The sequence below is a fragment of the Pseudomonas paraeruginosa PA7 genome, assembly GCF_000017205.1.
Lineage (GTDB): Bacteria > Pseudomonadota > Gammaproteobacteria > Pseudomonadales > Pseudomonadaceae > Pseudomonas > Pseudomonas paraeruginosa.
Genome location: NC_009656.1, coordinates 1,389,643 through 1,411,777 on the forward strand (window position 1 = coordinate 1,389,643; position 22,135 = coordinate 1,411,777).

General features: G+C 65.9%; 18 protein-coding genes. 15 read left to right on the plus strand and 3 right to left on the minus strand.

From position 1 onward, the window contains the following. Positions 1-35 precede the first annotated feature (35 nt). The 5 genes from rpsP (at position 36) to PSPA7_RS06575 (ending at position 2,564) form a co-directional block, all read left to right on the plus strand. A complete protein-coding gene (gene rpsP, locus PSPA7_RS06555) occupies positions 36-287 on the plus strand; it encodes a 30S ribosomal protein S16 (RefSeq protein ID WP_003092643.1) in 252 nt (83 codons plus the stop codon). A gap of 15 nt (positions 288-302) precedes the next feature. Continuing rightward, positions 303-830 carry a ribosome maturation factor RimM gene (gene rimM, locus PSPA7_RS06560; protein WP_012074611.1) on the plus strand — a complete coding sequence of 176 codons (528 nt, stop codon included), beginning with the start codon at positions 303-305 and terminating at the stop codon, positions 828-830. A gap of 6 nt (positions 831-836) precedes the next feature. Next, positions 837-1,595, plus strand: coding sequence for a tRNA (guanosine(37)-N1)-methyltransferase TrmD (gene trmD / locus PSPA7_RS06565; protein ID WP_003119312.1), 759 nt, complete (start codon positions 837-839; stop codon positions 1,593-1,595). Between the two features lie 41 nt (positions 1,596-1,636). Further along, complete coding sequence (gene rplS, locus PSPA7_RS06570) at positions 1,637-1,987, plus strand: 50S ribosomal protein L19 (RefSeq protein WP_003092637.1); 351 nt, start codon at positions 1,637-1,639, stop codon at positions 1,985-1,987. A gap of 151 nt (positions 1,988-2,138) precedes the next feature. Continuing rightward, on the plus strand, positions 2,139-2,564 hold the full coding sequence (locus PSPA7_RS06575; protein WP_003092635.1) for an acyl-CoA thioesterase: 426 nt from the start codon (positions 2,139-2,141) through the stop codon (positions 2,562-2,564). 71 nt (positions 2,565-2,635) lie between these two features. Here PSPA7_RS06575 and PSPA7_RS06580 read toward each other — a convergent pair whose 3' ends face one another. Beyond that, on the minus strand, positions 2,636-3,316 hold the full coding sequence (locus tag PSPA7_RS06580) for a cyclic di-GMP-binding domain-containing protein, MshE-related (protein ID WP_003153965.1): 681 nt from the start codon (positions 3,314-3,316) through the stop codon (positions 2,636-2,638). Positions 3,317-3,434: 118 nt separating this feature from the next. Beyond that, on the minus strand, positions 3,435-5,270 hold the full coding sequence (locus PSPA7_RS06585) for a cation:proton antiporter (protein WP_012074613.1): 1,836 nt from the start codon (positions 5,268-5,270) through the stop codon (positions 3,435-3,437). A 214-nt stretch (positions 5,271-5,484) separates the two neighbouring features. Here PSPA7_RS06585 and xerD point away from each other — a divergent pair, with 214 nt between their 5' ends. The 5 genes from xerD to PSPA7_RS06610 all read left to right on the plus strand — a co-directional run bounded on the left by xerD (position 5,485) and on the right by PSPA7_RS06610 (position 10,892). After that, positions 5,485-6,381, plus strand: coding sequence for a site-specific tyrosine recombinase XerD (gene xerD, locus PSPA7_RS06590; protein WP_012074614.1), 897 nt, complete (start codon positions 5,485-5,487; stop codon positions 6,379-6,381). A gap of 126 nt (positions 6,382-6,507) precedes the next feature. Beyond that, the gene (gene dsbC / locus PSPA7_RS06595) at positions 6,508-7,236 is read left to right on the plus strand and encodes a bifunctional protein-disulfide isomerase/oxidoreductase DsbC (RefSeq protein WP_012074615.1); all 729 of its coding nucleotides are present in this window, start codon (positions 6,508-6,510) and stop codon (positions 7,234-7,236) included. 216 nt (positions 7,237-7,452) lie between these two features. Beyond that, the gene (locus PSPA7_RS06600; protein ID WP_003153969.1) at positions 7,453-8,757 is read left to right on the plus strand and encodes a homoserine dehydrogenase; all 1,305 of its coding nucleotides are present in this window, start codon (positions 7,453-7,455) and stop codon (positions 8,755-8,757) included. Between the two features lie 51 nt (positions 8,758-8,808). Then, positions 8,809-10,218: a threonine synthase gene (gene thrC / locus PSPA7_RS06605; RefSeq protein ID WP_003153970.1), complete on the plus strand. Its 1,410-nt coding sequence runs from the start codon at positions 8,809-8,811 to the stop codon at positions 10,216-10,218. 389 nt (positions 10,219-10,607) lie between these two features. Then, entirely contained in the window at positions 10,608-10,892 is a 285-nt protein-coding gene (locus PSPA7_RS06610; protein ID WP_003092618.1) for a DUF3509 domain-containing protein, read from the plus strand. 184 nt (positions 10,893-11,076) lie between these two features. Here PSPA7_RS06610 and PSPA7_RS06615 read toward each other — a convergent pair whose 3' ends face one another. Beyond that, positions 11,077-12,306 carry a CaiB/BaiF CoA transferase family protein gene (locus tag PSPA7_RS06615; RefSeq protein WP_074197352.1) on the minus strand — a complete coding sequence of 410 codons (1,230 nt, stop codon included), beginning with the start codon at positions 12,304-12,306 and terminating at the stop codon, positions 11,077-11,079. Between the two features lie 299 nt (positions 12,307-12,605). On the opposite strand from PSPA7_RS06615, the gene bacA reads away from it, so the two are divergent. From bacA to PSPA7_RS06640, 5 genes are all read left to right on the plus strand, one after another. Then, complete coding sequence (gene bacA, locus PSPA7_RS06620; protein ID WP_012074617.1) at positions 12,606-13,226, plus strand: biofilm formation regulator BacA; 621 nt, start codon at positions 12,606-12,608, stop codon at positions 13,224-13,226. Between the two features lie 14 nt (positions 13,227-13,240). After that, positions 13,241-13,936 carry a PspA/IM30 family protein gene (locus PSPA7_RS06625; protein ID WP_012074618.1) on the plus strand — a complete coding sequence of 232 codons (696 nt, stop codon included), beginning with the start codon at positions 13,241-13,243 and terminating at the stop codon, positions 13,934-13,936. Between the two features lie 55 nt (positions 13,937-13,991). Continuing rightward, positions 13,992-14,633, plus strand: coding sequence for a hypothetical protein (locus PSPA7_RS06630; protein ID WP_003149990.1), 642 nt, complete (start codon positions 13,992-13,994; stop codon positions 14,631-14,633). A gap of 35 nt (positions 14,634-14,668) precedes the next feature. Further along, the gene (locus tag PSPA7_RS06635) at positions 14,669-16,735 is read left to right on the plus strand and encodes a flotillin family protein (RefSeq protein WP_012074619.1); all 2,067 of its coding nucleotides are present in this window, start codon (positions 14,669-14,671) and stop codon (positions 16,733-16,735) included. A 149-nt stretch (positions 16,736-16,884) separates the two neighbouring features. After that, positions 16,885-22,125, plus strand: coding sequence for a DNA repair ATPase (locus PSPA7_RS06640; protein ID WP_041025298.1), 5,241 nt, complete (start codon positions 16,885-16,887; stop codon positions 22,123-22,125). The last annotated feature ends 10 nt before the right edge of the window (positions 22,126-22,135 follow it).

Genomic DNA, 22,135 nt, shown 5'->3' on the forward strand with positions numbered 1-22,135 from the left:
ATTTTGTAAGCACCGACTACAGGAACGAAGTTCACATGGTAACCATCCGTCTTGCTCGTGGCGGCTCCAAAAAGCGCCCCTTCTACCACCTGACCGTGACCAACAGCCGCAATGCGCGCGATGGTCGCTTCGTCGAGCGCATCGGTTTCTTCAACCCGGTTGCGACTGGTGGCGAAGTGCGTCTGTCCGTCGACCAGGAGCGTGCCACCTACTGGCTCGGCCAGGGTGCACAGCCGTCTGAGCGCGTCGCTCAGCTGCTCAAGGACGCTGCCAAGGCCAACGCCTAAGCCGTCATGAGTGAAATGCCGACACCCGCCGACGACCTGGTCGTGATCGGCAAGATCGTTTCGGTGTACGGCATCCGCGGTGAGGTGAAGGTGTATTCCTTTACCGACCCGTTGGACAACCTGCTGGACTATCGCCGCTGGACGCTCCGGCGCGACGGCGAGACCCGGCAGGCCGAGCTGGTCAGGGGGCGCCTGCATGGCAAGGTCCTGGCCGCCAAGCTCAAGGGGCTCGACGATCGCGAAGAGGCCCGCACCTTCACCGGTTACGAGATCTGCATCCCGCGTAGCGAGTTGCCCTCTCTCGAGGAAGGTGAGTACTACTGGTACCAGCTGGAAGGCCTGAAGGTGATCGACCAGGGCGGGCAGTTGCTCGGCGTGATCGACCATCTGCTGGAAACCGGTGCCAACGATGTCATGGTGGTCAAGCCCTGCGCGGGCAGCCTGGACGACCGCGAGCGCCTGTTGCCCTATACCGGGCAGTGCGTGCTGTCGATCGACCTGGCCGCTGGCGAGATGCGGGTGGACTGGGACGCGGACTTCTGATCATCCATGGACAAGCGTTTGTGGGTGGGCGTCGTCAGCATCTTTCCGGAGATGTTCCGCGCGATCAGTGACTATGGCATCACCAGCCGTGCGGTAAAGCAGGGGTTGCTCACGCTGACCTGCTGGAATCCACGGGACTACACCGAGGACCGCCACCAGACGGTGGACGACCGGCCCTTCGGCGGTGGCCCGGGCATGGTGATGAAGATCAAGCCTCTGGAGGGCGCGCTGGCGGATGCCAGGCAAGCCGCCGGGGGCAGGAAGGCGAAGGTGATCTACCTTTCGCCGCAAGGCCGCCAGCTGACGCAGGCGGGCGTACGCGAACTGGCCGAAGAGGAAGCGTTGATCCTCATCGCCGGGCGCTACGAAGGCATCGACGAGCGCTTCATCGAAGAGCACGTCGATGAAGAATGGTCGATCGGCGATTATGTCCTGTCCGGCGGTGAATTGCCGGCCATGGTGCTGGTCGATGCAGTGACGCGGTTGCTGCCCGGTGCATTGGGTCATGCAGATTCCGCCGAGGAGGACTCCTTCACGGATGGCCTGCTCGACTGCCCGCACTACACCCGACCCGAGGTGTACGCGGACAAACGTGTTCCTGAAGTGTTGCTCAGTGGCAACCATGAACACATCCGGCGTTGGCGTTTGCAGCAGGCCCTTGGGCGGACCTGGGAACGACGCGCCGATCTTCTGGATAGCCGCTCGCTTTCTGGAGAAGAGCAGAAGCTGCTGGCGGAATATATCCGTCAGCGGGACGATAGTTAACGTATCGATGGCTGGCCGATTGCCGGTCTTAGGAGCACAGCATGACCAACAAGATCATTCAGCAGATCGAAGCTGAACAGATGAACAAAGAGATCCCGGCGTTCGCCCCCGGCGACACCGTGATCGTCCAGGTCAAGGTGAAGGAAGGCGACCGTCAGCGTCTGCAGGCCTTCGAAGGCGTCGTCATCGCCAAGCGCAACCGTGGCCTGAACAGCGCCTTCACCGTGCGCAAGATCTCCAATGGCGTAGGCGTAGAGCGTACCTTCCAGACCTACAGCCCGATCGTCGACAGCCTGAGCGTCAAGCGTCGCGGCGACGTGCGCAAGGCCAAGCTGTACTACCTCCGCGCCCTGTCCGGCAAGGCCGCGCGCATCAAGGAAAAACTGGTCTAATCCGGTTCTTCTCCGAGAAAAGCAGCCCGAGGGCTGCTTTTTTCATGCCTGGCGTTCGCCTTTCCGGCGGCGCTTCCTACTGCCCACGGCAGCGCATAACCAGTACAACATCCGCAGCACCCGGGCAGCCACTCCATCCGGTATTCGTGGCATGACCCCCAGAGAGCAAGAAATCCTGCGTCGCACCGAGCTTTCCGAAACCCGTGTGACCAAGGCGGTATTCCCGCCCACCACCAACCACCACAACACCCTGTTCGGCGGTACCGCGCTGGCCTGGATGGACGAGGTCTCGTTCATCACCGCCACGCGTTTCTGCCGCCTGCCGCTGGTGACCGTTTCCACCGATCGCATCGACTTCAACCATCCGATTCCGGCGGGCTCGATCGTCGAACTGGTCGGCCGGGTGGTCAAGGTCGGCAACACCAGCCTCAAGGTGGAGGTCGAGGTGTACCTGGAAAGCATGTACGCCGACGGCCGCGAGAAGGCCATACACGGCCTGTTCAGCTTCGTCGCCATCGACGATGAAAAACGTCCGGTTCCGGTCCTGCCGGGATTCCCGGCCAGCCAGGCGGCTTGAGCCAGGCAACGAAAAGGCACCTTCGGGTGCCTTTTTTCATGGTCCTGGACGACCAGCCTCGGGCGTTGGATTCAGGGCCGCAGGCTGATCTTCAGGGAGGCCTGGGACAGATCGATCTGCTGCAGGCTCACGCTGCCGAAGGTCTGCTCGCGCGGCGCGCCGGCGATGCGGATGTTGTCGAAACGCACCTCGCCGATACTGCTTGGCAGGCGCAGGTTGACCGAGCCGTCGGGGTTGAGCGTGCTCTGCGTCTTGCCGGTGTCGTAGCGCACGTCGCTCATCGAGGTTTCCGCTTCCAGGCTGTCGAGCACCGGCATCACCAGCTTCGCCAGTTGCTTCACCGCGGCCAGGCCGTCGCCGCCCTCGGCCTTCAGGAACAGGCCCTCGAGGCTTTCATTGAGGCCTTGGGCGTTGACGTTGCTCATCTCGACGTCGGTCAGCGGACGCAGGCTCTTCGGCAGTTCCTGGCGGCCCATGGCCGCTGGCGGCTGCATACGCTGGATGTCGGCGCTGGCCATCTGGAACGGGCTGAGCAGGGCGGCGACCAAGGTCGCGGCAAGGCGCAGGCTGGTCTGCTTCTTCAGTGCCTTCCTCAGTTGCCGTTCGCTCAGCAGGCCCTGTTCGATCAGGGTTTCGCCCAGGCGCTTGCGGTTGGTCAACTGTGCCTGGATCGCGGCGTCCAGTTGGGCGGCGCTGATCAGCCCCTTGTTGATCAGGATCTGGCCCAGACGGGAATGTTGTTGATTGGACATGGTGGTGGCCTGATGAAAAAAGAGGATGATGGCTAGATGCAATCATCCTCTTCGTGTGCTTCGTTTGTCACCCAACCTTGGATAGGGTGACGGCCCTCTTTCGTCGACTCGTTGAAGTCTAGTCGGCGATTTCCGTGGCCTGCGACTTGCTGACTGACGGTTCCGCCTCGATCAGCGAGAGCAGCGTCCAGCCTGTGCCGGGCGTGAGCGTGGTCTGCGGGGTGGCGACGTGCATCCGGCCGTTCGGGTCGCGGGCGAACAGCAGGACCGCCGACTCGCCGTGCAGCGCCTGGTACTCGTTCCAGCCGAAATTGTCAGTCAGCAGGGTGGTGCGCATTTCCGCGCCGCGCGACAGCAGGCTGGCGAACTGCGCGTAGGTCAGCGGCCGCTGGCCAAGCGGGCGGCCACGGTGCTCGTCGCTGGAGCGGTGCTTGTCGGTGCGCTTGGCTTCCTGGCTGGTCGGCAGGCCGAACAACTGGCGGTGGCCGAACTCGTGGCGGAAACGCATCGCCGCCAGGGTGTTCAGCTCGCCGGCCGGGGACACGCCCAGCAGGTGGCCGATACCGACCAGGTCGAGGTGGGCTTCGGCATGCTGCGAGGTGGGATTGCCGAAATAGGTGGGCAGGTTGTCCATCCGCGCGGCGCGGATGTTTTCCCAGCTCGAATCAGTCAGCAGCACGCGGCTGCCGAGGCTCTTCAGGGCCTTGCCGATGGCGCGCCCGACCGGATTGGCGCCGACGATCAGGTAGCCGCTGGGCGAGGGCTCGGCGACCTTCAGCAGGCGGGCCAGGGGGCGCGCGGTGGCGCTTTGCAGGACCACCGTGCCGATGATCACCAGGAAGGTCAGCGGCACCAGCAGCGCCGCCTGGGCATGGCCTTCGGCGCCCAGGCGGATGGCGAAGATCGCCGAGACCGCCGCGGCGACGATCCCGCGCGGGGCGATCCAGCTGAGCAGGGCGCGTTCGCGCCAGCTCAGCGGCGACCCCCAGGTCGACAGCGCCACGTTCAGCGGACGGGCGACGAACTGGATCAGCAGCAGCACCAGCAGCGCCGCCGGGCCCAGGCCGAGCAGGGCATTGATGTCCAGGCGCGCGGCGAGGAGGATGAACAGGCCGGAAATCAGCAGGACGCTGAGGTTCTCCTTGAAGTGCAGGATCTGCCGTACGTCGACGCCCTTCATGTTGGCCAGGCCCATGCCCATCAGGGTCACGGCGAGCAGCCCGGATTCGTGCATCACCCGGTTCGAGGCGATGAACACGCCCAGCACCGCGGCCAGCGTCGCCAGGTTGTGCAGATAGTCCGGCAGCCAGTGGCGACGCAGGACGACGCCCAGCGCCCAGCCACCGAGGATGCCGAACAGACTGCCGCAGAGGATCACCCCGCCGAAGGTCTGCAGGCTGTGCAGCCAGCCGTCGCCTTCGCCGCTGGAGATGATGAAGCTGTACACCACGACCGCCAGCAGCGCACCGATGGGATCGATGACGATGCCTTCCCAGCGCAGGATGTTCGCCACCGCGGCCTTGGGCCGGACCACCCGCAGCATCGGGACTATCACCGTGGGCCCGGTGACCAGGGTCAGGGTGCCGAACAGCAGGGCCATTTCCCAGCTGAAGTCGAGCAGGTAGTGGGCGGCCAGGGCGATCACGCCCCAGGTCGAGAGCGCGCCGATGGTCACCATCCGGTGCACCACGGTGCCGATTTCCTTCCATTCGCTGAAATGCAGGGTCAGGCTGCCCTCGAAGAGGATCAGCGCCACCGCCAGGGATACCAGCGGGAACAGCAGGGGGCCGAACATCTCGTCCGGATCGAGCCAGCCGAGCAGGGGGCCGGCGACGATCCCGGACAGCAGCAGGAAAAGAATGGCTGGCAGGCGCAGGCGCCAGGCCAGCCATTGACTGAGCAGGGCGGCGGCACCGATGCCGCCCAGGGCGAGCAGGATAGCGTTCTGGTCCATCGAGGATTCCTTGTCAGCGTCGCCCCGCTCGTCCTGAGCCGGGGCGAACCATCGAGCCACATGGCTCCGCTTTTTCCCGCGGGCACGGGAAGCCGGCCGACCTCCTGTCGACCGGCCTGACTAACCATTACGTGGCGATGACGGCCAACGCTCGCGATAGCGCCCAGGCTATGAAAGACTAGCCGCGCTTTCATTTGGTTCGCAGCCTTCATCCATGAGTACCCTCGAACATCCCCTGATCGACCGTTTCCTCGACGCCCTGTGGCTGGAAAAAGGCCTCGCCGACAACACCCGCGAGGCTTATCGCAACGACCTCGAGCAGTTCAATGCCTGGCTCGACGGCCACGGTCTGCGCCTGGAAGGGGTGGGCCGCGACGCCATCCTCGACCATCTGGCCTGGCGCCTGGAGCAGGGCTACAAGGCCCGCTCGACGGCGCGCTTCCTTTCCGGCCTGCGCGGTTTCTACCGCTATTGCCTGCGCGACGGCCTGATCGCCGAGGATCCCACCTTGCAGGTGGACCTGCCGCAGTTGGGCAAACCGCTGCCCAAGTCACTGTCGGAAGCGGACGTCGAAGCCCTGCTGGCCGCGCCGGAAGTCGACGATCCGCTCGGCCTGCGCGACCGCACCATGCTCGAGGTGCTGTATGCCTGCGGGCTGCGGGTCAGCGAACTGGTCGGCCTGACCCTCGAGCAGGTCAACCTGCGCCAGGGCGTGGTCAAGGTCTTCGGCAAGGGCAGCAAGGAGCGCCTGGTGCCGCTCGGCGAGGAAGCCATCGGCTGGCTCGAACGCTACCTGCGCGAGGCGCGCGCCGACCTGCTCGGCGGACGCCCCAGCGATGTGCTGTTCCCCAGCCTGCGTGGCGAGCAGATGACCCGCCAGACCTTCTGGCATCGCATCAAGCGCCATGCGCAGGTGGCGGCGATCGGCAAGTCGATCTCGCCGCACACCCTGCGCCATGCCTTCGCCACCCACCTGCTCAACCATGGCGCCGACCTGCGGGTGGTGCAGATGCTGCTCGGCCACAGCGACCTGTCGACCACCCAGATCTACACCCATATCGCCCGGGCCCGCTTGCAGGACCTGCACGCCCGCCATCATCCGCGCGGCTGACGCTTTGTCCGAAAAGTCCGGACCTATCCGAAAAGAGGCGCTTTCGTAGCGTTCTGCGACAAGCGTCGGACCCGTCGGGCCGGCGGTCTATGGTAGGCTTCGCCGACCGCACGACAGGAGTGACACATGCGCGTGACCCGTTTTCTGGCTGCTGCCGCCCTCGGCCTGATCAGTACCCTGGCCCTGGCAGACAATGCCGATCAGAACATCCGCAAGACCCTGCAGGCCCTGCAGCCGGATCTGCCCATCGATTCCATCGCCAGCAGTCCGCTGCCGGGGCTCTACCAGGTGCAGCTGGAGGGCGGCCGGGTGCTCTATGCCAGCGCCGACGGCCAGTTCGTCATGCAGGGCTACCTGTACCAGGTGAAGGACGGCAAGCCGGTCAACCTGACCGAGAAGGCCGAGAGCCAGGCGATCGCCAAGGCGATCAACGGCGTGCCCGCCAGCGAGATGGTGGTCTATCCGGCCAAGGGCCAGGCCAAGGCGCACATCACCGTGTTCACCGACACCACCTGCCCGTACTGCCAGAAGCTGCACGCCGAAGTGCCGGACCTGACCGAACAGGGCATCGAGGTGCGCTACATGGCGTTCCCGCGGCAGGGCCCGCAATCGGCCGGCGACAAGCAATTGCAGGCGGTCTGGTGTGCGAAGGAGCCGACCAAGGCGATGGACGCCATGATGAACGGCAAGGAGGTCAAGTCTTCCGAGTGCAAGAACCCGGTGGACAAGCAGTTCCAGATGGGCCAGATGGTCGGGGTGCAGGGTACGCCGGCGATCGTCCTGGCCAACGGCCAGTTGCTCCCCGGCTACCAGCCGGCCAAGCAGTTGGCCAAGCTGGCGCTGGAGGCCAAGTAGCGCCGGGCCTGCCGAACAATTGACTAATAAAGAGCCGCTTCGTAATGTGCGGCTCTTTTGTTTTCATCATTGGCGATCCCGGCCGCCCTCGGCGGCGGAATCCATCGCCAGGATGCTTCGTGGCCCTTACAGTGGTCGCGTCAAACCTCGATTCGATCGGGGAACCATAGCAGGCCGGCGCGTCCGGCCGTCGTAGGTGAGATGGGGAGTTCCAGCGTGAATCCGGTCAAAGTAGGCATCTGTGGGTTGGGGACCGTCGGTGGCGGTACCTTCAATGTGCTCAAACGCAACGCCGAGGAGATTGCCCGCCGTGCCGGGCGCGGCATTGAGGTTGCGCAGATCGCCGCCCGCCGGCCGAACCCGAAGTGCGACACCGGCGCGACCCCCATCACCGCCGATATCTTCGAGGTGGCCTGCAATCCCGAGATCGATGTGGTCGTCGAGCTGATCGGCGGCTACACCCTGGCCCATGAGCTGGTGCTCAAGGCCATCGAGAACGGCAAGCACGTGGTCACCGCGAACAAGGCGCTGATCGCCGTGCATGGCAACGAGATCTTCGCCAAGGCCCGCGAGAAGGGCGTGATCGTCGCCTTCGAGGCCGCGGTCGCCGGCGGCATCCCGGTGATCAAGGCGATCCGCGAGGGCCTCTCGGCCAACCGTATCAACTGGCTGGCCGGAATCATCAATGGCACCGGCAACTTCATCCTCAGCGAGATGCGCGAGAAGGGCCGGACCTTCGCCGACGTCCTCGCCGAGGCCCAGGCCCTGGGCTACGCCGAGGCCGACCCGACCTTCGACGTGGAAGGCATCGACGCCGCGCACAAGCTGACCATCCTCGCCTCGATCGCCTTCGGCATCCCGCTGCAGTTCGACAAGGCCTACACCGAAGGCATCTCGAAGCTGACCAGCGCCGACGTCAACTACGCCGACGCCCTCGGCTACCGGATCAAGCACCTGGGCGTGGCGCGCCGCACCGAGAGCGGCTTCGAGCTGCGCGTGCACCCGACCCTGATTCCCTCGGACCGCCTGATCGCCAACGTCAACGGCGTGATGAACGCGGTGATGGTCAACGGCGACGCCGTCGGTTCCACCCTCTATTACGGCGCCGGCGCCGGCATGGAGCCGACTGCCTCGTCGGTGGTCGCCGACCTGGTCGACGTGGTCCGCGCCATGACTTCCGATCCGGAGAACCGCGTGCCGCACCTGGCATTCCAGCCGGACGCGCTATCCGATCACCCGATCCTGCCGATCGAGGCCTGCGAAAGCGCCTACTACCTGCGCATCCAGGCCAAGGACCATCCGGGCGTACTGGCCCAGGTGGCCACCATCCTGTCCGAGCGCGGCATCAACATCGAATCGATCATGCAGAAGGAGGCCGAGGAACAGGACGGCCTGGTGCCGATGATCCTGGTTACCCACCGGGTCATCGAACAACGCATCAACGATGCCATCGCCGCCCTGGAAGCGCTGGAAGGCGTGTCCGGGCCGGTGGTGCGCATCCGTGTCGAACAACTGAATTGATCGAGCGCGGGCGCCGTTCGCGGTCCCGCGACCACAGCGAAGGTTTTGAACATGCGTTACATCAGTACCCGCGGCCAAGCGCCCGCCCTGAACTTCGAAGACGTCCTCCTCGCCGGCCTGGCCAGCGACGGCGGTCTCTACGTCCCGGAAAACCTGCCGCGCTTCACCCTCGAGGAGATCGCTTCCTGGGCCGGCCTGCCGTACCACGAGCTGGCCTTCCGGGTGATGCGCCCGTTCGTCGCCGGCAGCATCGCCGACGCCGATTTCAAGAAGATCCTCGAGGAAACCTACGGCGTCTTCGCCCATGACGCGGTGGCGCCGCTGCGCCAGCTGAACGGCAACGAGTGGGTGCTCGAGCTGTTCCATGGCCCGACCCTGGCGTTCAAGGACTTCGCCCTGCAACTGCTCGGCCGCCTGCTCGACCATGTGCTGGCCAAGCGCGGCGAGCGCGTGGTGATCATGGGCGCCACTTCCGGCGATACCGGCTCCGCGGCCATCGAAGGCTGCCGTCGCTGCGACAACGTCGACATCTTCATCATGCACCCGTACAACCGCGTGTCCGAGGTGCAGCGCCGGCAGATGACCACCATCCTCGGCGACAACATCCACAACATCGCCATCGAAGGCAACTTCGACGACTGCCAGGAGATGGTCAAGGCCAGCTTCGCCGACCAGGGCTTCCTCAAGGGTACCCGCCTGGTGGCGGTGAACTCGATCAACTGGGCGCGGATCATGGCCCAGATCGTCTACTACTTCCACGCCGCGCTGCAGCTCGGCGCGCCGCACCGCTCGGTGGCGTTCTCGGTGCCGACCGGCAACTTCGGCGACATCTTCGCCGGCTACCTGGCGCGCAACATGGGTCTGCCGGTCAGCCAACTGATCGTCGCGACCAACCGCAACGACATCCTGCACCGCTTCATGAGCGGCAACCGCTACGACAAGGACACCCTGCACCCGTCGCTGTCGCCGTCGATGGACATCATGGTCTCCTCCAACTTCGAACGCCTGCTGTTCGACCTGCACGGCCGCAACGGCAAGGCCGTCGCCGAGCTGCTGGACGCCTTCAAGGCCAGCGGCAGGCTGTCGGTGGAGGACGAGCGCTGGACCGAGGCGCGCAAGCTGTTCGATTCCCTGGCGGTCAGCGACGAGCAGACCTGCGAGACCATCGCCGAGGTTTACCGCTCCTGTGGCGAGCTGCTCGACCCGCACACCGCCATCGGCGTGCGCGCCGCCCGCGAATGCCGGCGCAGCCTGGGCGTGCCGATGGTGATCCTGGGCACCGCGCACCCGGTCAAGTTCCCCGAGGCGGTGGAGAAGGCCGGTATCGGCCAGGCGCCGGCGCTGCCGGCGCACCTCGCCGATCTGTTCGAGCGCGAGGAGCGCTGCACCGTATTGCCGAACGAGTTGGCCAAGGTACAGGCTTTCGTCAGCCAGCACGGCAATCGCGGCAAGCCGCTCTGAGTCTGTCGTGAAAGGAAGGAGCCCGCCTTGATGGCGGGCTTTTTCATGCCTTCTCTAAGGGCGGCGGGCGTATGCCGCCGCGAGGAGGAAGGCGCGCCAGGCGCCACGCAGGGAGCGATGGCAGACATGAGATCCTCGCTGCTCGATGCGCTGGCGGGAAGGCTCGTTGTCACTACCTGGCGGGCGAGCCCGATATTGCCATTTCAGGTGGGTGAGGGCGTTGCGCGCAGGCGGGATGGTTGGCGCTTTTCGCCGGCATTTCCCTTATGTGCTGGTTCATGGCCTTTTGCCGAATTCTGCCGTTAGTCCGGTAAATTCCTGGTTGGACGAACCCAATTCGCGTTTTTTCGGTCTTTGACGAGTCTTATCGTCGAAACAGGAGACCCGACTTGGACAGCCTGAAGCAACGACTGGCCGATGCCTTCGCTCCCCATCCCTTCACCCTCAGCCAGCCCCGGCCCGATGGCGGGCGGGTGGTGACATTGGTCGACCCACAGGGAGAAACCCTGTTGCAGCGGGTCATCGCCAAGGTGCAGTTGAACGACGAAAGCTATCTCGAGGATGCCGTGCAGACCATTCGCCGCGAATTGCAGGTGCTGGTCGGGCGGATGGAGGAAGACGTGCTGGCAACCTTCCGCGAGCGGGATCACGTGTTGCTGTATTCGTCGCGCTAGCGCCGTCTCGTTCGAGAGGCGCGTTTCGCTTCGGGCCGTCAGGCCGCAGGAGCGCGCCGGTGCAGCGGCTCTTTCCGGATGGCGCCATGGCCGTGGAAATGTGCGGATACCCCCCCCTCTCCCTGGATGGACAGGTGGGGGAGAGGCGCCTGCCGCTGGGCACCGGTAGGGGCTCGCGTATCGTTCAGATAGCGCCTTCCCGGCGCAGGGCGGCGATGCGCTCGGTGTCGTAGCCCAGGCCGGCGAGCAGGGCATCGGTATGCTCGCCCAGTTCCGGCCCTACCCAATCCGCCGAGCCTGGCGTGGCAGACAGCTTGGGTACGATGCCAGGCATGCGGAACGGCTTGCCATCCGGCAAGCGTGCCGAGAGGAACATCTCGCGAGCGAGGAATTGCGGATCGCTGAACATGTCTTCGGCGGAGTAGATTCGGCTGGCCGGCACTTCGGCCCGCGCCAGCACCGCCAGTACCTCGTCCAGTGGCAGCGAGGCGACCCAGCGATCGATCACCCCGTAGAGTTCGTCGCGGCGCGCGTCGCGGCCATCGTTGCTCGCCAGTTGCGGATCTTCGGCCAGGTCGTCGCGGCCGATGGCCTGCATGAAGCGGCGGAAGATCGCGTCGCCGTTGGCGCCGATCTGCACATGGCGGCCGTCGGCGCTGGTATGGATGGAGGAGGGCGTGATGCCGGGCATGATGTTGCCGGTGCGCTCGCGGATGAAGCCGAACACGTCGAACTCCGGGACCATGCTTTCCATCATGGCGAAGATCGCCTCGTAGAGCGCGACGTCGACCACCTGTCCCTGACCGCCGTTGACCTCCCGGTGGCGCAGGGCCATCAGCGCGCCGATGACGCCCCAGAGGGCGGCGATCGAGTCGCCGATGGAGATTCCGGTGCGCACTGGCGGGCGATCCTCGAAGCCGGTGATGTAGCGCAGCCCGCCCATCGACTCACCGACCGCGCCGAAGCCTGGCTGGTCCTTGTAGGGCCCGGTCTGGCCGAAGCCCGACAGGCGCACCATCACCAGGCGCGGGTTCAGCGCGTGGAGGACGTCCCAGCCCAGGCCGAGTTTCTCCAGCACGCCGGGGCGGAAGTTCTCGATCAGGATGTCGGCCTCGCCGAGCAGGCGCTTGAGGATCGCCAGACCTTCGGCGTGCTTGAGATTGAGGGTCAGCGACTGCTTGTTGCGTGCCTGGACGAACCACCACAGCGAGGTGCCTTCGTAGAGCTTGCGCCATTTGCGCAGCGGGTCGCCGCCATCGGGCGATTCGATCTTGATCACCTCGGCGCCGAACTCGGCGCAGATTCGCGAGGCGAAGGGACCGGCGATCAGGGTGCCGAGCTCGACCACCTTCAGGCCGGCCAGCGGTTTGCGCGAATGTTCCATGGAGTGTCCGTCGGGCTGCTGTGTGCGCATAGCCTAGAGCATTTCCCGAAGGGCTGGGCAGGCGTCCCGGTGAAGGTGAGACGTTTCCCATTTTTCCTTCATGCGCTCGGCGGTCCTTCAATTCTTTTTGCATAGAGGGTTTAATGCAGGCGTCGATACAGGATGTAGCGCGCCAACAGTGAGCCAGGGAGGCCCCCATGTCGTTCCGTTCCCCCTTTCCCCTTCAGTTCTCCGACGCTCCGGCAGGTCCGGGGCGTGGTCGTGCGCGTGTTCGAATTTCTTACATGTGAGCTATTGAAGTCTTACATGTAATTTCGTAGTGTGAATCCATGGAACGGAAATCGTCAGCCCATTATCAGCGTGTCTTTCGCCAGCGCCTGCGCGAGCAGGGCCTGGTGAAGAAGGAAGTCTGGATCTTGCCGGAGAACGCCGTGGCGCTCGCCGGCATCGAGCGGATGCTGCGTCGCCCCGCTGCCGGAGCGGCTCATTTGGAGAAGGAGAAAGACATGACGGAAGCCCGGGTATGGAACGCTCGCTCGCTGGCCGAGGCCCTGAGCGGCACCGAGCTGTTCAGCAGCGGCGAGGCCCAGATCGAGCTGATCGAGGGGGCGGAGGCGAGCCTCTACGTGATCATGCGCGAATACGGCGACCTGCCGGTGTTCGTCGCCCCGCAGGGCGAGCAGATCATCGTCGAGGCGCTGCTCTGGCCGGAAAGCGACGTTACCGATGCGGCCGCCTTCAATGAAGAGGTCCTGCTCAGCCGGCAACTGTTCCCGCTGTCGAGCATCGGCCTGCTCAACCTGCCGGGCGAGGAGCGCTGCTACAGCATGTTCGGCGCGTTGAGCACGACTTCGTCGCTGGCCAGCGTGCTGCACGAGATCGAAACCCTGGCCGGCAACGTGATCCGCGCCACGGAAGTCTACGCCGGCTACCTGAAAGCCCGGGCCTGAGGGAGGACACCATCATGACGGTATGGAGCAAGCTGCTGAGCGCACTGCGCGGCGGAGCCAACGAAGTCGGCGAGGCGATCGTCGACAGCCAGGCGCTGCGCATCCTCGACCAGGAAATCCGCGACGCCGATGTCGAGCTGCGCAAGTCGCGGGAGGCGTTGGCCTCGATCATGGCCCGCCACCGCCTGGCCCAGGAGCGGGTCGAGAAGGCTGCGGCCCAGGTCGCCGAATACGAGCAGTACGCGCTCAAGGCACTCGAGGCCGGCAACGAGGAACTGGCCCGCGAAGTGGCGGAGAAGATCGCCACCCTGGAGAGCCAGCTCGAAGGGGAGCGCGCCCAGGTCGCCGAATTCGCCGCCAGCGTGGCGCAGTTGCGCAAGGCGGTGACCCAGGCCGAGGGCAACATCCGCCAGCTCAAGCAGCAGGTGGATACGGTCAAGGCCACCGAAAGCGTGCAGAAGGCACAGATGGCCGTGGCCCAGCGCTACGGCAACTCGAAGAGCAAGCTGCAGACCGCGGTGGACTCCCTGGAACGCATCAAGCAGCGCCAGGCCGAGCGCGCCGCGACCATGGACGCCGCTGCCGAGCTGGCCAGCGCGGCGGCGCCGGACGATGCGCTGGACGCCAAGCTGCGCGCGGCCGGGATCAAGGCTTCGGGCAACAGCGTGGATGGCGTGCTGGCGCGCCTGAAGGAAAAGGGCAAGGCCTGATCGGCCGTCGGCCCGGCGAAGGCGTCCGGGCCTGTTTTTCAGGGATAGAGCGACAATGGAAGGTTTCCTGCAGACGGCGCTGTCGTTCCCGACCGTGCTGTTCAGCTTTCTTCTGATCCTCGCGATCATCTACTGGGGCATCGTCGCCCTGGGCATGGTCGAGATCGACGTGCTCGATCTCGACGCCGAATCGGTCGTCGATGGCGCCGGCCAGGCCGAAGGCCTCGCCGCGCTGCTGGCGAAGCTGAAACTCAACGGCGTACCGGTCACCCTGGTGCTGACCCTGCTGTCCTTCTTCGCCTGGTTCCTCTGCTACTTCGTCCAGCTGTGGCTGCTCAGCGCATTGCCGCTCGGCTGGCTGCGCTACCCGTTGGGTGCCGTGGTGGCGGTGGGCGCGCTGTTCCTGGCGGCGCCGCTGGCCGCCACGCTGTGCCGGCCGTTGCGGCCGCTGTTCCGCAAGCTGGAAAGCACCAGCAGCAAGACGGTTCTGGGGCAGGTCGCGGTGGTGCGCAGCGGGCGGGTGACCCTGCAACATGGCGAGGCGTTGCTGGAAGACGGTGGCGCCGGGCTGATCCTGAAAGTCCGTGCGGAAGAGAACAAAGGCTTCAAGCGCGGCGATCGCGTCGTGCTGCTGGAGTACCTGGAGGCGGAGCACGCCTACCGGGTCGTTACCGAGGAAGAGTTCCGCGGTATCTGACCCGGGCTCGGTGAGAAACAAGGAGAACTGCTGCTATGGATATGACGTCGCTGATGCCCCTCCTGCTGGGAGTAGGCCTGGTCGTTCTGCTGGTCATGGGCCTGCTGGCCCTGTTCAAGGCCTTCTACATCAAGGTCCCGCAAGGCACCGCGCTGATCGTCAACGACATGTCGTCGACGCCCAAGGTGCATTTCACCGGTGCGCTGGTCTATCCGGTGATCCACCTCAAGGAGTTCATGCGCATCTCGCTGATCACCCTGGAGGTGGACCGGCGCGGCAAGGACGGACTGATCTGCCGCGACAACATGCGCGCGGACATCACCGTGGCCTTCTACCTGCGGGTCAACGAGACCCAGGACGACGTGCTCAAGGTGGCCAAGGCCATCGGCGTCGACCGTGCTTCCGACCGTTCGGCGGTGAACGAGCTGTTCAACGCCAAGTTCTCCGAGGCGCTGAAGACCGTCGGCAAGCAATTCGACTTCGTCCAGCTGTTCGAGAATCGCCAGGACTTCCGCGACCGCATCATCGAGGTGATCGGCAACGACCTGAACGGCTATGTCCTGGAAGACGTCGCCATCGACTACCTGGAGCAGACCGCGAAGAACTCGCTGGACCCGAGCAACATCCTCGATGCCGAGGGTATCCGCAAGATCACCGAGCTGACCGCCACCCAGAACGTCATCACCAACGAACTGGAGCGCAACGAAGAGCTGGCGATCAAGAAGAAGAACGTCGAGACCCGCGAGGCGGCCCTGGCCCTGGAGCGCCAGCAGGCGGACGCCGAGGCCCGGCAGAAGCGCGAGATCGAGACCATCCGCGCCCGCGAGGAAGCGGAAACCGCGCGGGTCAAGGAAGAGGAGCGGCTGAAGGCCGAACAGGCGCGGATCCAGGCGCAGCAGGAAATCGACGTGCGCACCGAGAATCACCAGCGCGAGGTCGAGGTGGCGCAGCAGAACCGTCAGCGCGCGGTGGTCATCGAGGTGGAGAAGGTCACCCGCGCCAAGGACCTGGAGATCGTCGCCCGCGAGCGTGAGGTCGAGCTGCAGAAGATCGAGAAGGAAAAGGCGCTGGAAGAGCAGCGCAAGAACATCGCCAATGTGATTCGCGAACGCGTCGCGGTAGAGAAGACCGTGGCCCAGGAAGAGGAGCGGATCAAGGAAGTTCGTGAGGTTTCCGAGGCCGAGCGGGTCAAGCAGGTGATCCTGCTGCAAGCCCAGGCGGAAGCCGAGCAGGAACTGGTGCGCCAGGTCAAGCAGGCGGAAGCCGACGAGGCCCGCTCCAAGCACAAGGCGGTGGAAATCAACACCATGGCCCAGGCCGAGCTGGAGGCCGCGTCGAAGCAGGCCGAGGCGAAGAAGCGCCTGGCCGAGGGGATCGAGGCCGAGCGCGCGGCGCCGGGGCTGGCCGATGCGCGGGTGCTGGAAGTCACCGCCGCGGCGAAGGAAAAGGACGGCCTGGCGGCGGCGCGGGTACGCGCCGAACAGCTGGTCGCCGAAGCCCGCGGCGACGAGGAGCGCGGCCTGGCCGACGCCCGGGTGCTCGAGGCGCAGGCGGCGGCCAAGGAGAAGGACGGCCTGGCTGAAGCCAAGGTGCTGGCCGAGAAGCTCGGCGCCCAGGCGCGTGGCGAGGAACAACTCGGCGCGGCCAAGGCCAAGGCGACCAAGGACCAGGGCAGCGCGGAAGCGGAGATCCTGCTGCAGCGCCTGAATGCCGAGGCCGAGGGCCTGGCGAAGAAGTTCGGCGCACTGGATGCTCTCAGCGACAGCGCCCGCCAGCACGAAGAGTTCCGCATGCAGCTGGAGAAGAGCTTCGAGGAAGCCATGGCGGCCATTGCCGCGAACAAGGACATCGCCAAGGAACAGGCCGAGGTGCTCGCCACCGCGCTGGGCAAGGCGAACATCGAGATCGTCGGCGGCGAGGGCGACTTCTTCAATTCCTTCGCCAAGTCGCTGTCGGTGGGCAAGGCCATCGAGGGCGTGGTCGGCAAGAGTCCGGTGGTGCAGGACGTTCTCGCCCGCCTGCTCAACGGTCGCGGCGCGCCCTCGGTCTCCGTTCCGGAGCGCAAGAGCGGCCACGAAAGCGAGCCGGCGGCGGAAGTCTGAATTGCCGCCCAGCCTCCGCCCTATGCGGCGGAGGCGCTTTGCCCATGCCCTGAACGGCGCCGGCGCGGGCGTCGCCCGCCGGCTGCGCCCGGCACCGGGCGCCCGGGCCGTGTTCCCTCGATGACCGCCGCAGACCCAGGAAGACCAGGATGTCGGACACTCAAGCCGCAACCCCCGCACAGGACATATTGGACAAGGCCGTCGCCGAGGGCGGCGCCTACGAGGTGCTGCACAAGCGCCTGCTGGAGCAGGGGCAGCGCCTGCGGCAGACCGCCGAACGGCTGAACGCCAGTCGCCTGGAGGAGTTCGGCGACAGCCAGATGGACGTGATCGGCCGGGTCCGCATCCGTACCGAGAACAACTGCATCGCCCGCGACATCGTCCAGGTCGGCGACTGCCTGCTGTTCGGCTACAACGTGTTCATCGGCCTGCGCAAGGAAACCGGCGTGGCCGACGTGTTCTCCCTCTATCGCCTGGTGGAGGGCAGCGAGGGCTACGAGGCCGAGCCGGTGCCGCTGGAGGGCAGCTTTCTCGCCGCGCCGGGCTTCGTCAACGATTTCAACGAGCTCTACACCTATTACAAGAACACCCGCCTGCTGCAATTGGCGATCCGCGACGGCAAGCTGCTGGCGAGCTTCCAGATCGGCGAGCGGATCACCGACATCCGCGTGTTCCGCTGGTCGATCTCCAGCGACGGCAGCGAAGTCCGCTACATCGACAACCGCGGCGAGCGCGACATCGCCCTGCCGGCACCGTTCGACTTCGAATGGCAGCGGGCGACCCGCGAGATGGTGGTGGAGGGGCGCTTCCCGCACCTGAATATCCTCGACACCCTGTTCGTCGAGACCATCGGCGGCGACCTGACCATCAAGGTCGAGAACAACACCGAGGTCGGCCTGGGCATCTATCGCGAAGAGGTGATGGACAAGACCCAGTCGCTGGATGACGCGCAGGTCGAGTTCGCCCGCCTCGGCAGCCTGCTGCTGCTCAAGGTCCTGCCCTATCGCGAAGAGCAGTGGCGCTACCTGGTGTTCAACAGCCTGACCGGCAAGGTCGAGCGCATCGACGCCATCGGCCTGGCCTGCATCCAGTTGCCGGAGGACCACGGGATCATCTTCCCCGGCGGCTACTACCTGCAGAACGGCGAGTACCGTACCTTCGAGCAGTCCATGGAGGGCATGCGCTTCAAGCGCTCGGTGCGTTCGCCCAATGGCGAGGACGTGCAGTACATCTTCTACCACCCCGAGCAGGGGCGGAACGTGCTGCTCACCTACAACCTGATCAACCGCCAGTTGCAGAACCCTCTCTTCGGCCACGGCTACGCGCGCCTGGAAGACGGGCGCATGGTGATCTTCGCCGCCGAAGGCGAGGAGCCGACTCGCATCCATCCGATGCAGGTCTGGCAGACGCCGTTCTGCAGCGAGGAGTACGCGGCCCGCCAACCGGCGCGCAGCGGCTTCCTCGGGCGGATCGGCAACGCCGAGCTGGTGCGCGGCGTCTCCGACCTCTACGACCTGTGTCGGGAGATCGAGACCCCGGCGGTTTCGCTCCAGCGTTACTCGCTGCTGTGCCAGAACACCCGGCGCCTGTTCGACGTCTACCACTGGCTCGGCAGCGACCAGCTGGACGGATTGGCGCCGCTGTTGCGCGAAGTGGCGGCGACCGCCGAACTGGTGCTCGACGAATACGAGAAGGTCGAAAGCATCCGCCGCCAGTCGGCCCAGGCGATGGTCGACGCGGAGGAGCGGCACAAGGCCTTGTTGTCCGGACTGCTGCCGGACGGCTGGGACCGGGTGCAGCAGTTCGTCGACGGACTCAACGGCATCACCGCCCAGCGCGGCTTGCTGCTGACCATCCGCGAGTACCGCTACATCGACGTGGCGCGGCTCGACGCCATGGAGGCCGAGCTGCTTGCGGCCCACGAGCGGGTGGCCGCTGCCACCGCGACCTTCCTCGCCAGCGAACAGGCCCTGCAGCCGCTGCTGGAGCGCCTGCAGGCCCTCGACGGCGAGGCGCAGAAGGCCGAGACCGTGGCCCAGCTCGGCGAGCCGCTGGCGGCGCTGGAGGCGATGGCCGGCGACCTCGACATGCTGTCCTCGCTGATGGCTTCGCTGCGCATCGACGACGCTACCCAGCGGACCCGGATCATCGAGTCGATCTCGGAGATCTACGCCCGCCTGAACCAGGCCAAGGCGCGCGCCGAGCAGCGGCGCAAGGGGCTCGGTTCGAGCGAGACCGTGGCCCAGTTCGGCGCCCGGTTCAAACTCTTCGGCCAGGGCATCACCAACGCCCTGGCCCAGGCCCAGGACCCCGAGCGCTGCGACGAGCAACTGTCGCGCCTGCTGGTGCAACTGGAGGAACTGGAAAGCCAGTTCGGCGACCACGAGCAGTTCCTCGGCGACATCCTGGCCAAGCGCGAGGAACTGCTGGAAACCTTCGAGGCGCACAAGCAGACCCTGCTCGACGAGCGCCAGCGCAAGGCCCAGGGCCTGCTCGACGCCGCCCGGCGAATCCTCGACAGCCTGCAACGACGTACCGCGCGCTTCACCGAGGCGGACGAGCTGAATGCGTTCTTCGCCGCCGACCCGCTGATCCTCAAGCTGCGCGAACTGGCCGAACGCCTTCGCGAATTGAAGGACAGCGTCAAGGCCGACGACGTCGAGGCACGCCTGAAGGCCGCGCGCGACCAGGCGGTGCGCGCCCTGCGCGACAAGAGCGAACTGTTCGAGGAGGGCGGCGACGTCATCCGCCTCGGTCCGCGCCATCGCTTCAGTGTGAATACCCAGGACCTCGACCTGACCCTGATGCCGCGCGGCGACGCGCTGTACCTGCACCTGACCGGCACCGACTTCCTCGAACCGCTTCAGGACGCCCGGCTCGACGAGCTGCGCGGGTTCTGGCAGGTCAACCTGGAGTCCGAGTCGGAGACGCTGTACCGCGCCGAATATCTCGCCGGCGAAGTGCTCGCCGCCGCCGACGCGGGACGTGATGGCTTCAGCCTGGAGCGCCTGCAGGCGCTGCTGGCGCAGCCGGACGAGCTGGCGCGGGCGATCCGCGATTTCGCCGCGCCGCGCTACAAGGAGGGCTACGAGAAAGGCATTCACGACCATGATGCGGCGGCGATCCTGGTGCGCCTGCTGCCGTTGCGCGAGAGCGCCGGACTGCTGCGTTACGCGCCCTCGGCGCGGGCCTTCGCCAGCCTGTTCTGGAGCCGCCAGCGCGAGGGACGGGAAATCGCCGGCTGGCCCGAGCGGGCACGCGGCAGCCGCAGCATCCAGCAGATGTTCGGCCGCGACGACGGCCTGCTCGCCCTTCGCGGCGAAGTGGCCGCGGCGATGCGCGCGCTGCTCGCCGAACAACCCATCGCGCTGGACCCGCAGCATATCGACGAGGCGGCCGAGTACCTGGTCTGGGAGTTGTCCGCCGAGCGTCCCGAGTTCACCTTCAGCAAATATGCCCGGCAACTGCAGGAAGGACTCAAGCTGCGCCTGCAAGGCGCGCGTCTGTGGGACGACTACCAGCAGACCCTGGAGCGCCTCGGCGAGCGGCCCGCGGCCCAGTGGGAACTGGCCGGCAACTGGCTGCGCGGGCTCTGCGGAGACGCCGAGTTCCAGCCATTGGCGGCCTACCTGGACGAGGCGGTGGCGCTCTCGTTGCTGGACGAGGAGATGCCACGACGGATCACCGAGGTCGACCTGCGCTTCCAGGTCGACGGCCTGATGGGCGAGCATCCGCGCATCGTCGAACGCGGCCTGGCGCTGGCGGTGGACGATTTCTTCGGCCGCCTGCGCCGCCATCGCCAGCAGTTCCTGCCGGGGCTGCGGCGCTACCAGGCGCTGCGCCAGGAAATCGTCGAACGCGAGCGCGAGGCGCTGCGCCTGGCCGAGTTCAAGCCGCGTCCGCTGTCCTCGTTCGTTCGCAACAAGCTGATCAACGACGTCTACCTGGGTGTCATCGGCGACAACCTGGCCAAGCAGATGGGCACGGTAGGCGAAAACAAGCGCACCGACCTGATGGGCCTGCTGATGCTGATCTCGCCGCCCGGCTACGGCAAGACCACGCTGATGGAGTACGTGGCGCACCGCCTGGGTCTGATCTTCATGAAGATCAACGGCCCGGCGCTGGGCCACGAGGTGCGCTCGCTGGATCCCGGCCAGGCGCCGGACGCGACTTCGCGGCAGGAGCTGGAGAAGCTCAACCTGGCGCTGGAAATGGGCAACAACGTGATGCTCTACGTCGATGACATCCAGCACACCCATCCGGAGTTCCTGCAGAAATTCATTTCCCTCTGCGACGGCACGCGCCGGGTGGAAGGGGTATGGAAGGGACGGACCAGGACCTACGACATGCGCGGGCGGAAATTCTGCGTGGTGATGGCGGGCAATCCCTACACCGAGTCCGGCGAGGTCTTCCGTATTCCCGACATGCTCGCCAACCGCGCCGACATCTACAATCTCGGCGACACCCTCAGCGGCATGCAGGAGGCGTTCTCCCTCAGCTACATCGAGAACGCCCTGACCTCCAACCCGGTTCTCGCGCCGCTGGCCACCCGCGACATGGCCGACGTCTATCGCTTCGTCGCCAAGGCCGAGGGCAAGCCGTTCTCCAGCAACGAGCTGGCCCATGGCTACAGCGGTGCCGAGATCAACGAGATCAGCAGCACCCTGCAACGCCTGATGCAGGTGCGCGACGTGGTGCTCAAGGTCAACCAGCAGTACATCGCCAGCGCCGCCCAGGCCGACCAGTACCGCAGCGAGCCGCCGTTCAAGCTGCAGGGCAGCTACCGCAACATGAACAAGATGGCGGAGAAGATCTCCGCGGTGATGAACGACGCCGAGCTGCTGCAACTGATCGCCGACCACTACCAGGGCGAGTCGCAACTGCTGACCACCGGCGCCGAGGAAAACCTGCTGAAGCTCGCCGAGTTGCGCGGCAACCAGACCCCCGCGCAGGCCGAGCGCTGGGCGCAGATCAAGCGCGACTTCCTGCGCAACAAGGCCATGGGCGGCAGCGACGCCGATGTCGGCGGACGCCTGGTGGCGCAGCTCAACGACCTGGTGGAGAGCGTGCGCGGCCTGGCCCGTGAACCCCAGCCGGTACAACCGGCGCCCTGGGACGAGTTGCTGGCGGGGCTGCGCCAGCTCGGCCAGGGTGCGCCGGCGTTGAACGTCGAGGTCACGGCACCGGCGCAGCCGGGCGTCCAGCAGGTGCTGGAGAGTCTCGCCGAATGCTTGCAGGACAGCTTCCTGCCGCTGATCAAGGTGATGGACCGCAAGATCGACGTCGACCTGCGCACCCATAGCCGTATCAACGAAATATCCAGCCGCCTCGACGAACTGGGCCGGCTGCTGGGCGGCGAGCAGCGACCGCTGGAGAACGGTCAACCCTGAGATGCGAGGA

Bases quoted from the DNA above. Each gene is read 5' to 3' on its own strand.
- PSPA7_RS06625 (WP_012074618.1), top strand. From the start codon at position 13,241: ATGACGGTATGGAGCAAGCTGCTGAGCGCACTGCGCGGCGGAGCCAAC.
- xerD (WP_012074614.1), top strand. From the start codon at position 5,485: ATGAGTACCCTCGAACATCCCCTGATCGACCGTTTCCTCGACGCCCTG.
- PSPA7_RS06615 (WP_074197352.1), bottom strand. From the start codon at position 12,306: ATGCGCACACAGCAGCCCGACGGACACTCCATGGAACATTCGCGCAAA.
- rplS (WP_003092637.1), top strand. From the start codon at position 1,637: ATGACCAACAAGATCATTCAGCAGATCGAAGCTGAACAGATGAACAAA.
- rpsP (WP_003092643.1), top strand. From the start codon at position 36: ATGGTAACCATCCGTCTTGCTCGTGGCGGCTCCAAAAAGCGCCCCTTC.
- dsbC (WP_012074615.1), top strand. From the start codon at position 6,508: ATGCGCGTGACCCGTTTTCTGGCTGCTGCCGCCCTCGGCCTGATCAGT.
- PSPA7_RS06575 (WP_003092635.1), top strand. From the start codon at position 2,139: ATGACCCCCAGAGAGCAAGAAATCCTGCGTCGCACCGAGCTTTCCGAA.
- thrC (WP_003153970.1), top strand. From the start codon at position 8,809: ATGCGTTACATCAGTACCCGCGGCCAAGCGCCCGCCCTGAACTTCGAA.
- PSPA7_RS06580 (WP_003153965.1), bottom strand. From the start codon at position 3,316: ATGTCCAATCAACAACATTCCCGTCTGGGCCAGATCCTGATCAACAAG.
- rimM (WP_012074611.1), top strand. From the start codon at position 303: ATGCCGACACCCGCCGACGACCTGGTCGTGATCGGCAAGATCGTTTCG.
- PSPA7_RS06640 (WP_041025298.1), top strand. From the start codon at position 16,885: ATGTCGGACACTCAAGCCGCAACCCCCGCACAGGACATATTGGACAAG.
- PSPA7_RS06585 (WP_012074613.1), bottom strand. From the start codon at position 5,270: ATGGACCAGAACGCTATCCTGCTCGCCCTGGGCGGCATCGGTGCCGCC.
- trmD (WP_003119312.1), top strand. From the start codon at position 837: ATGGACAAGCGTTTGTGGGTGGGCGTCGTCAGCATCTTTCCGGAGATG.
- bacA (WP_012074617.1), top strand. From the start codon at position 12,606: ATGGAACGGAAATCGTCAGCCCATTATCAGCGTGTCTTTCGCCAGCGC.
- PSPA7_RS06635 (WP_012074619.1), top strand. From the start codon at position 14,669: ATGGATATGACGTCGCTGATGCCCCTCCTGCTGGGAGTAGGCCTGGTC.
- PSPA7_RS06630 (WP_003149990.1), top strand. From the start codon at position 13,992: ATGGAAGGTTTCCTGCAGACGGCGCTGTCGTTCCCGACCGTGCTGTTC.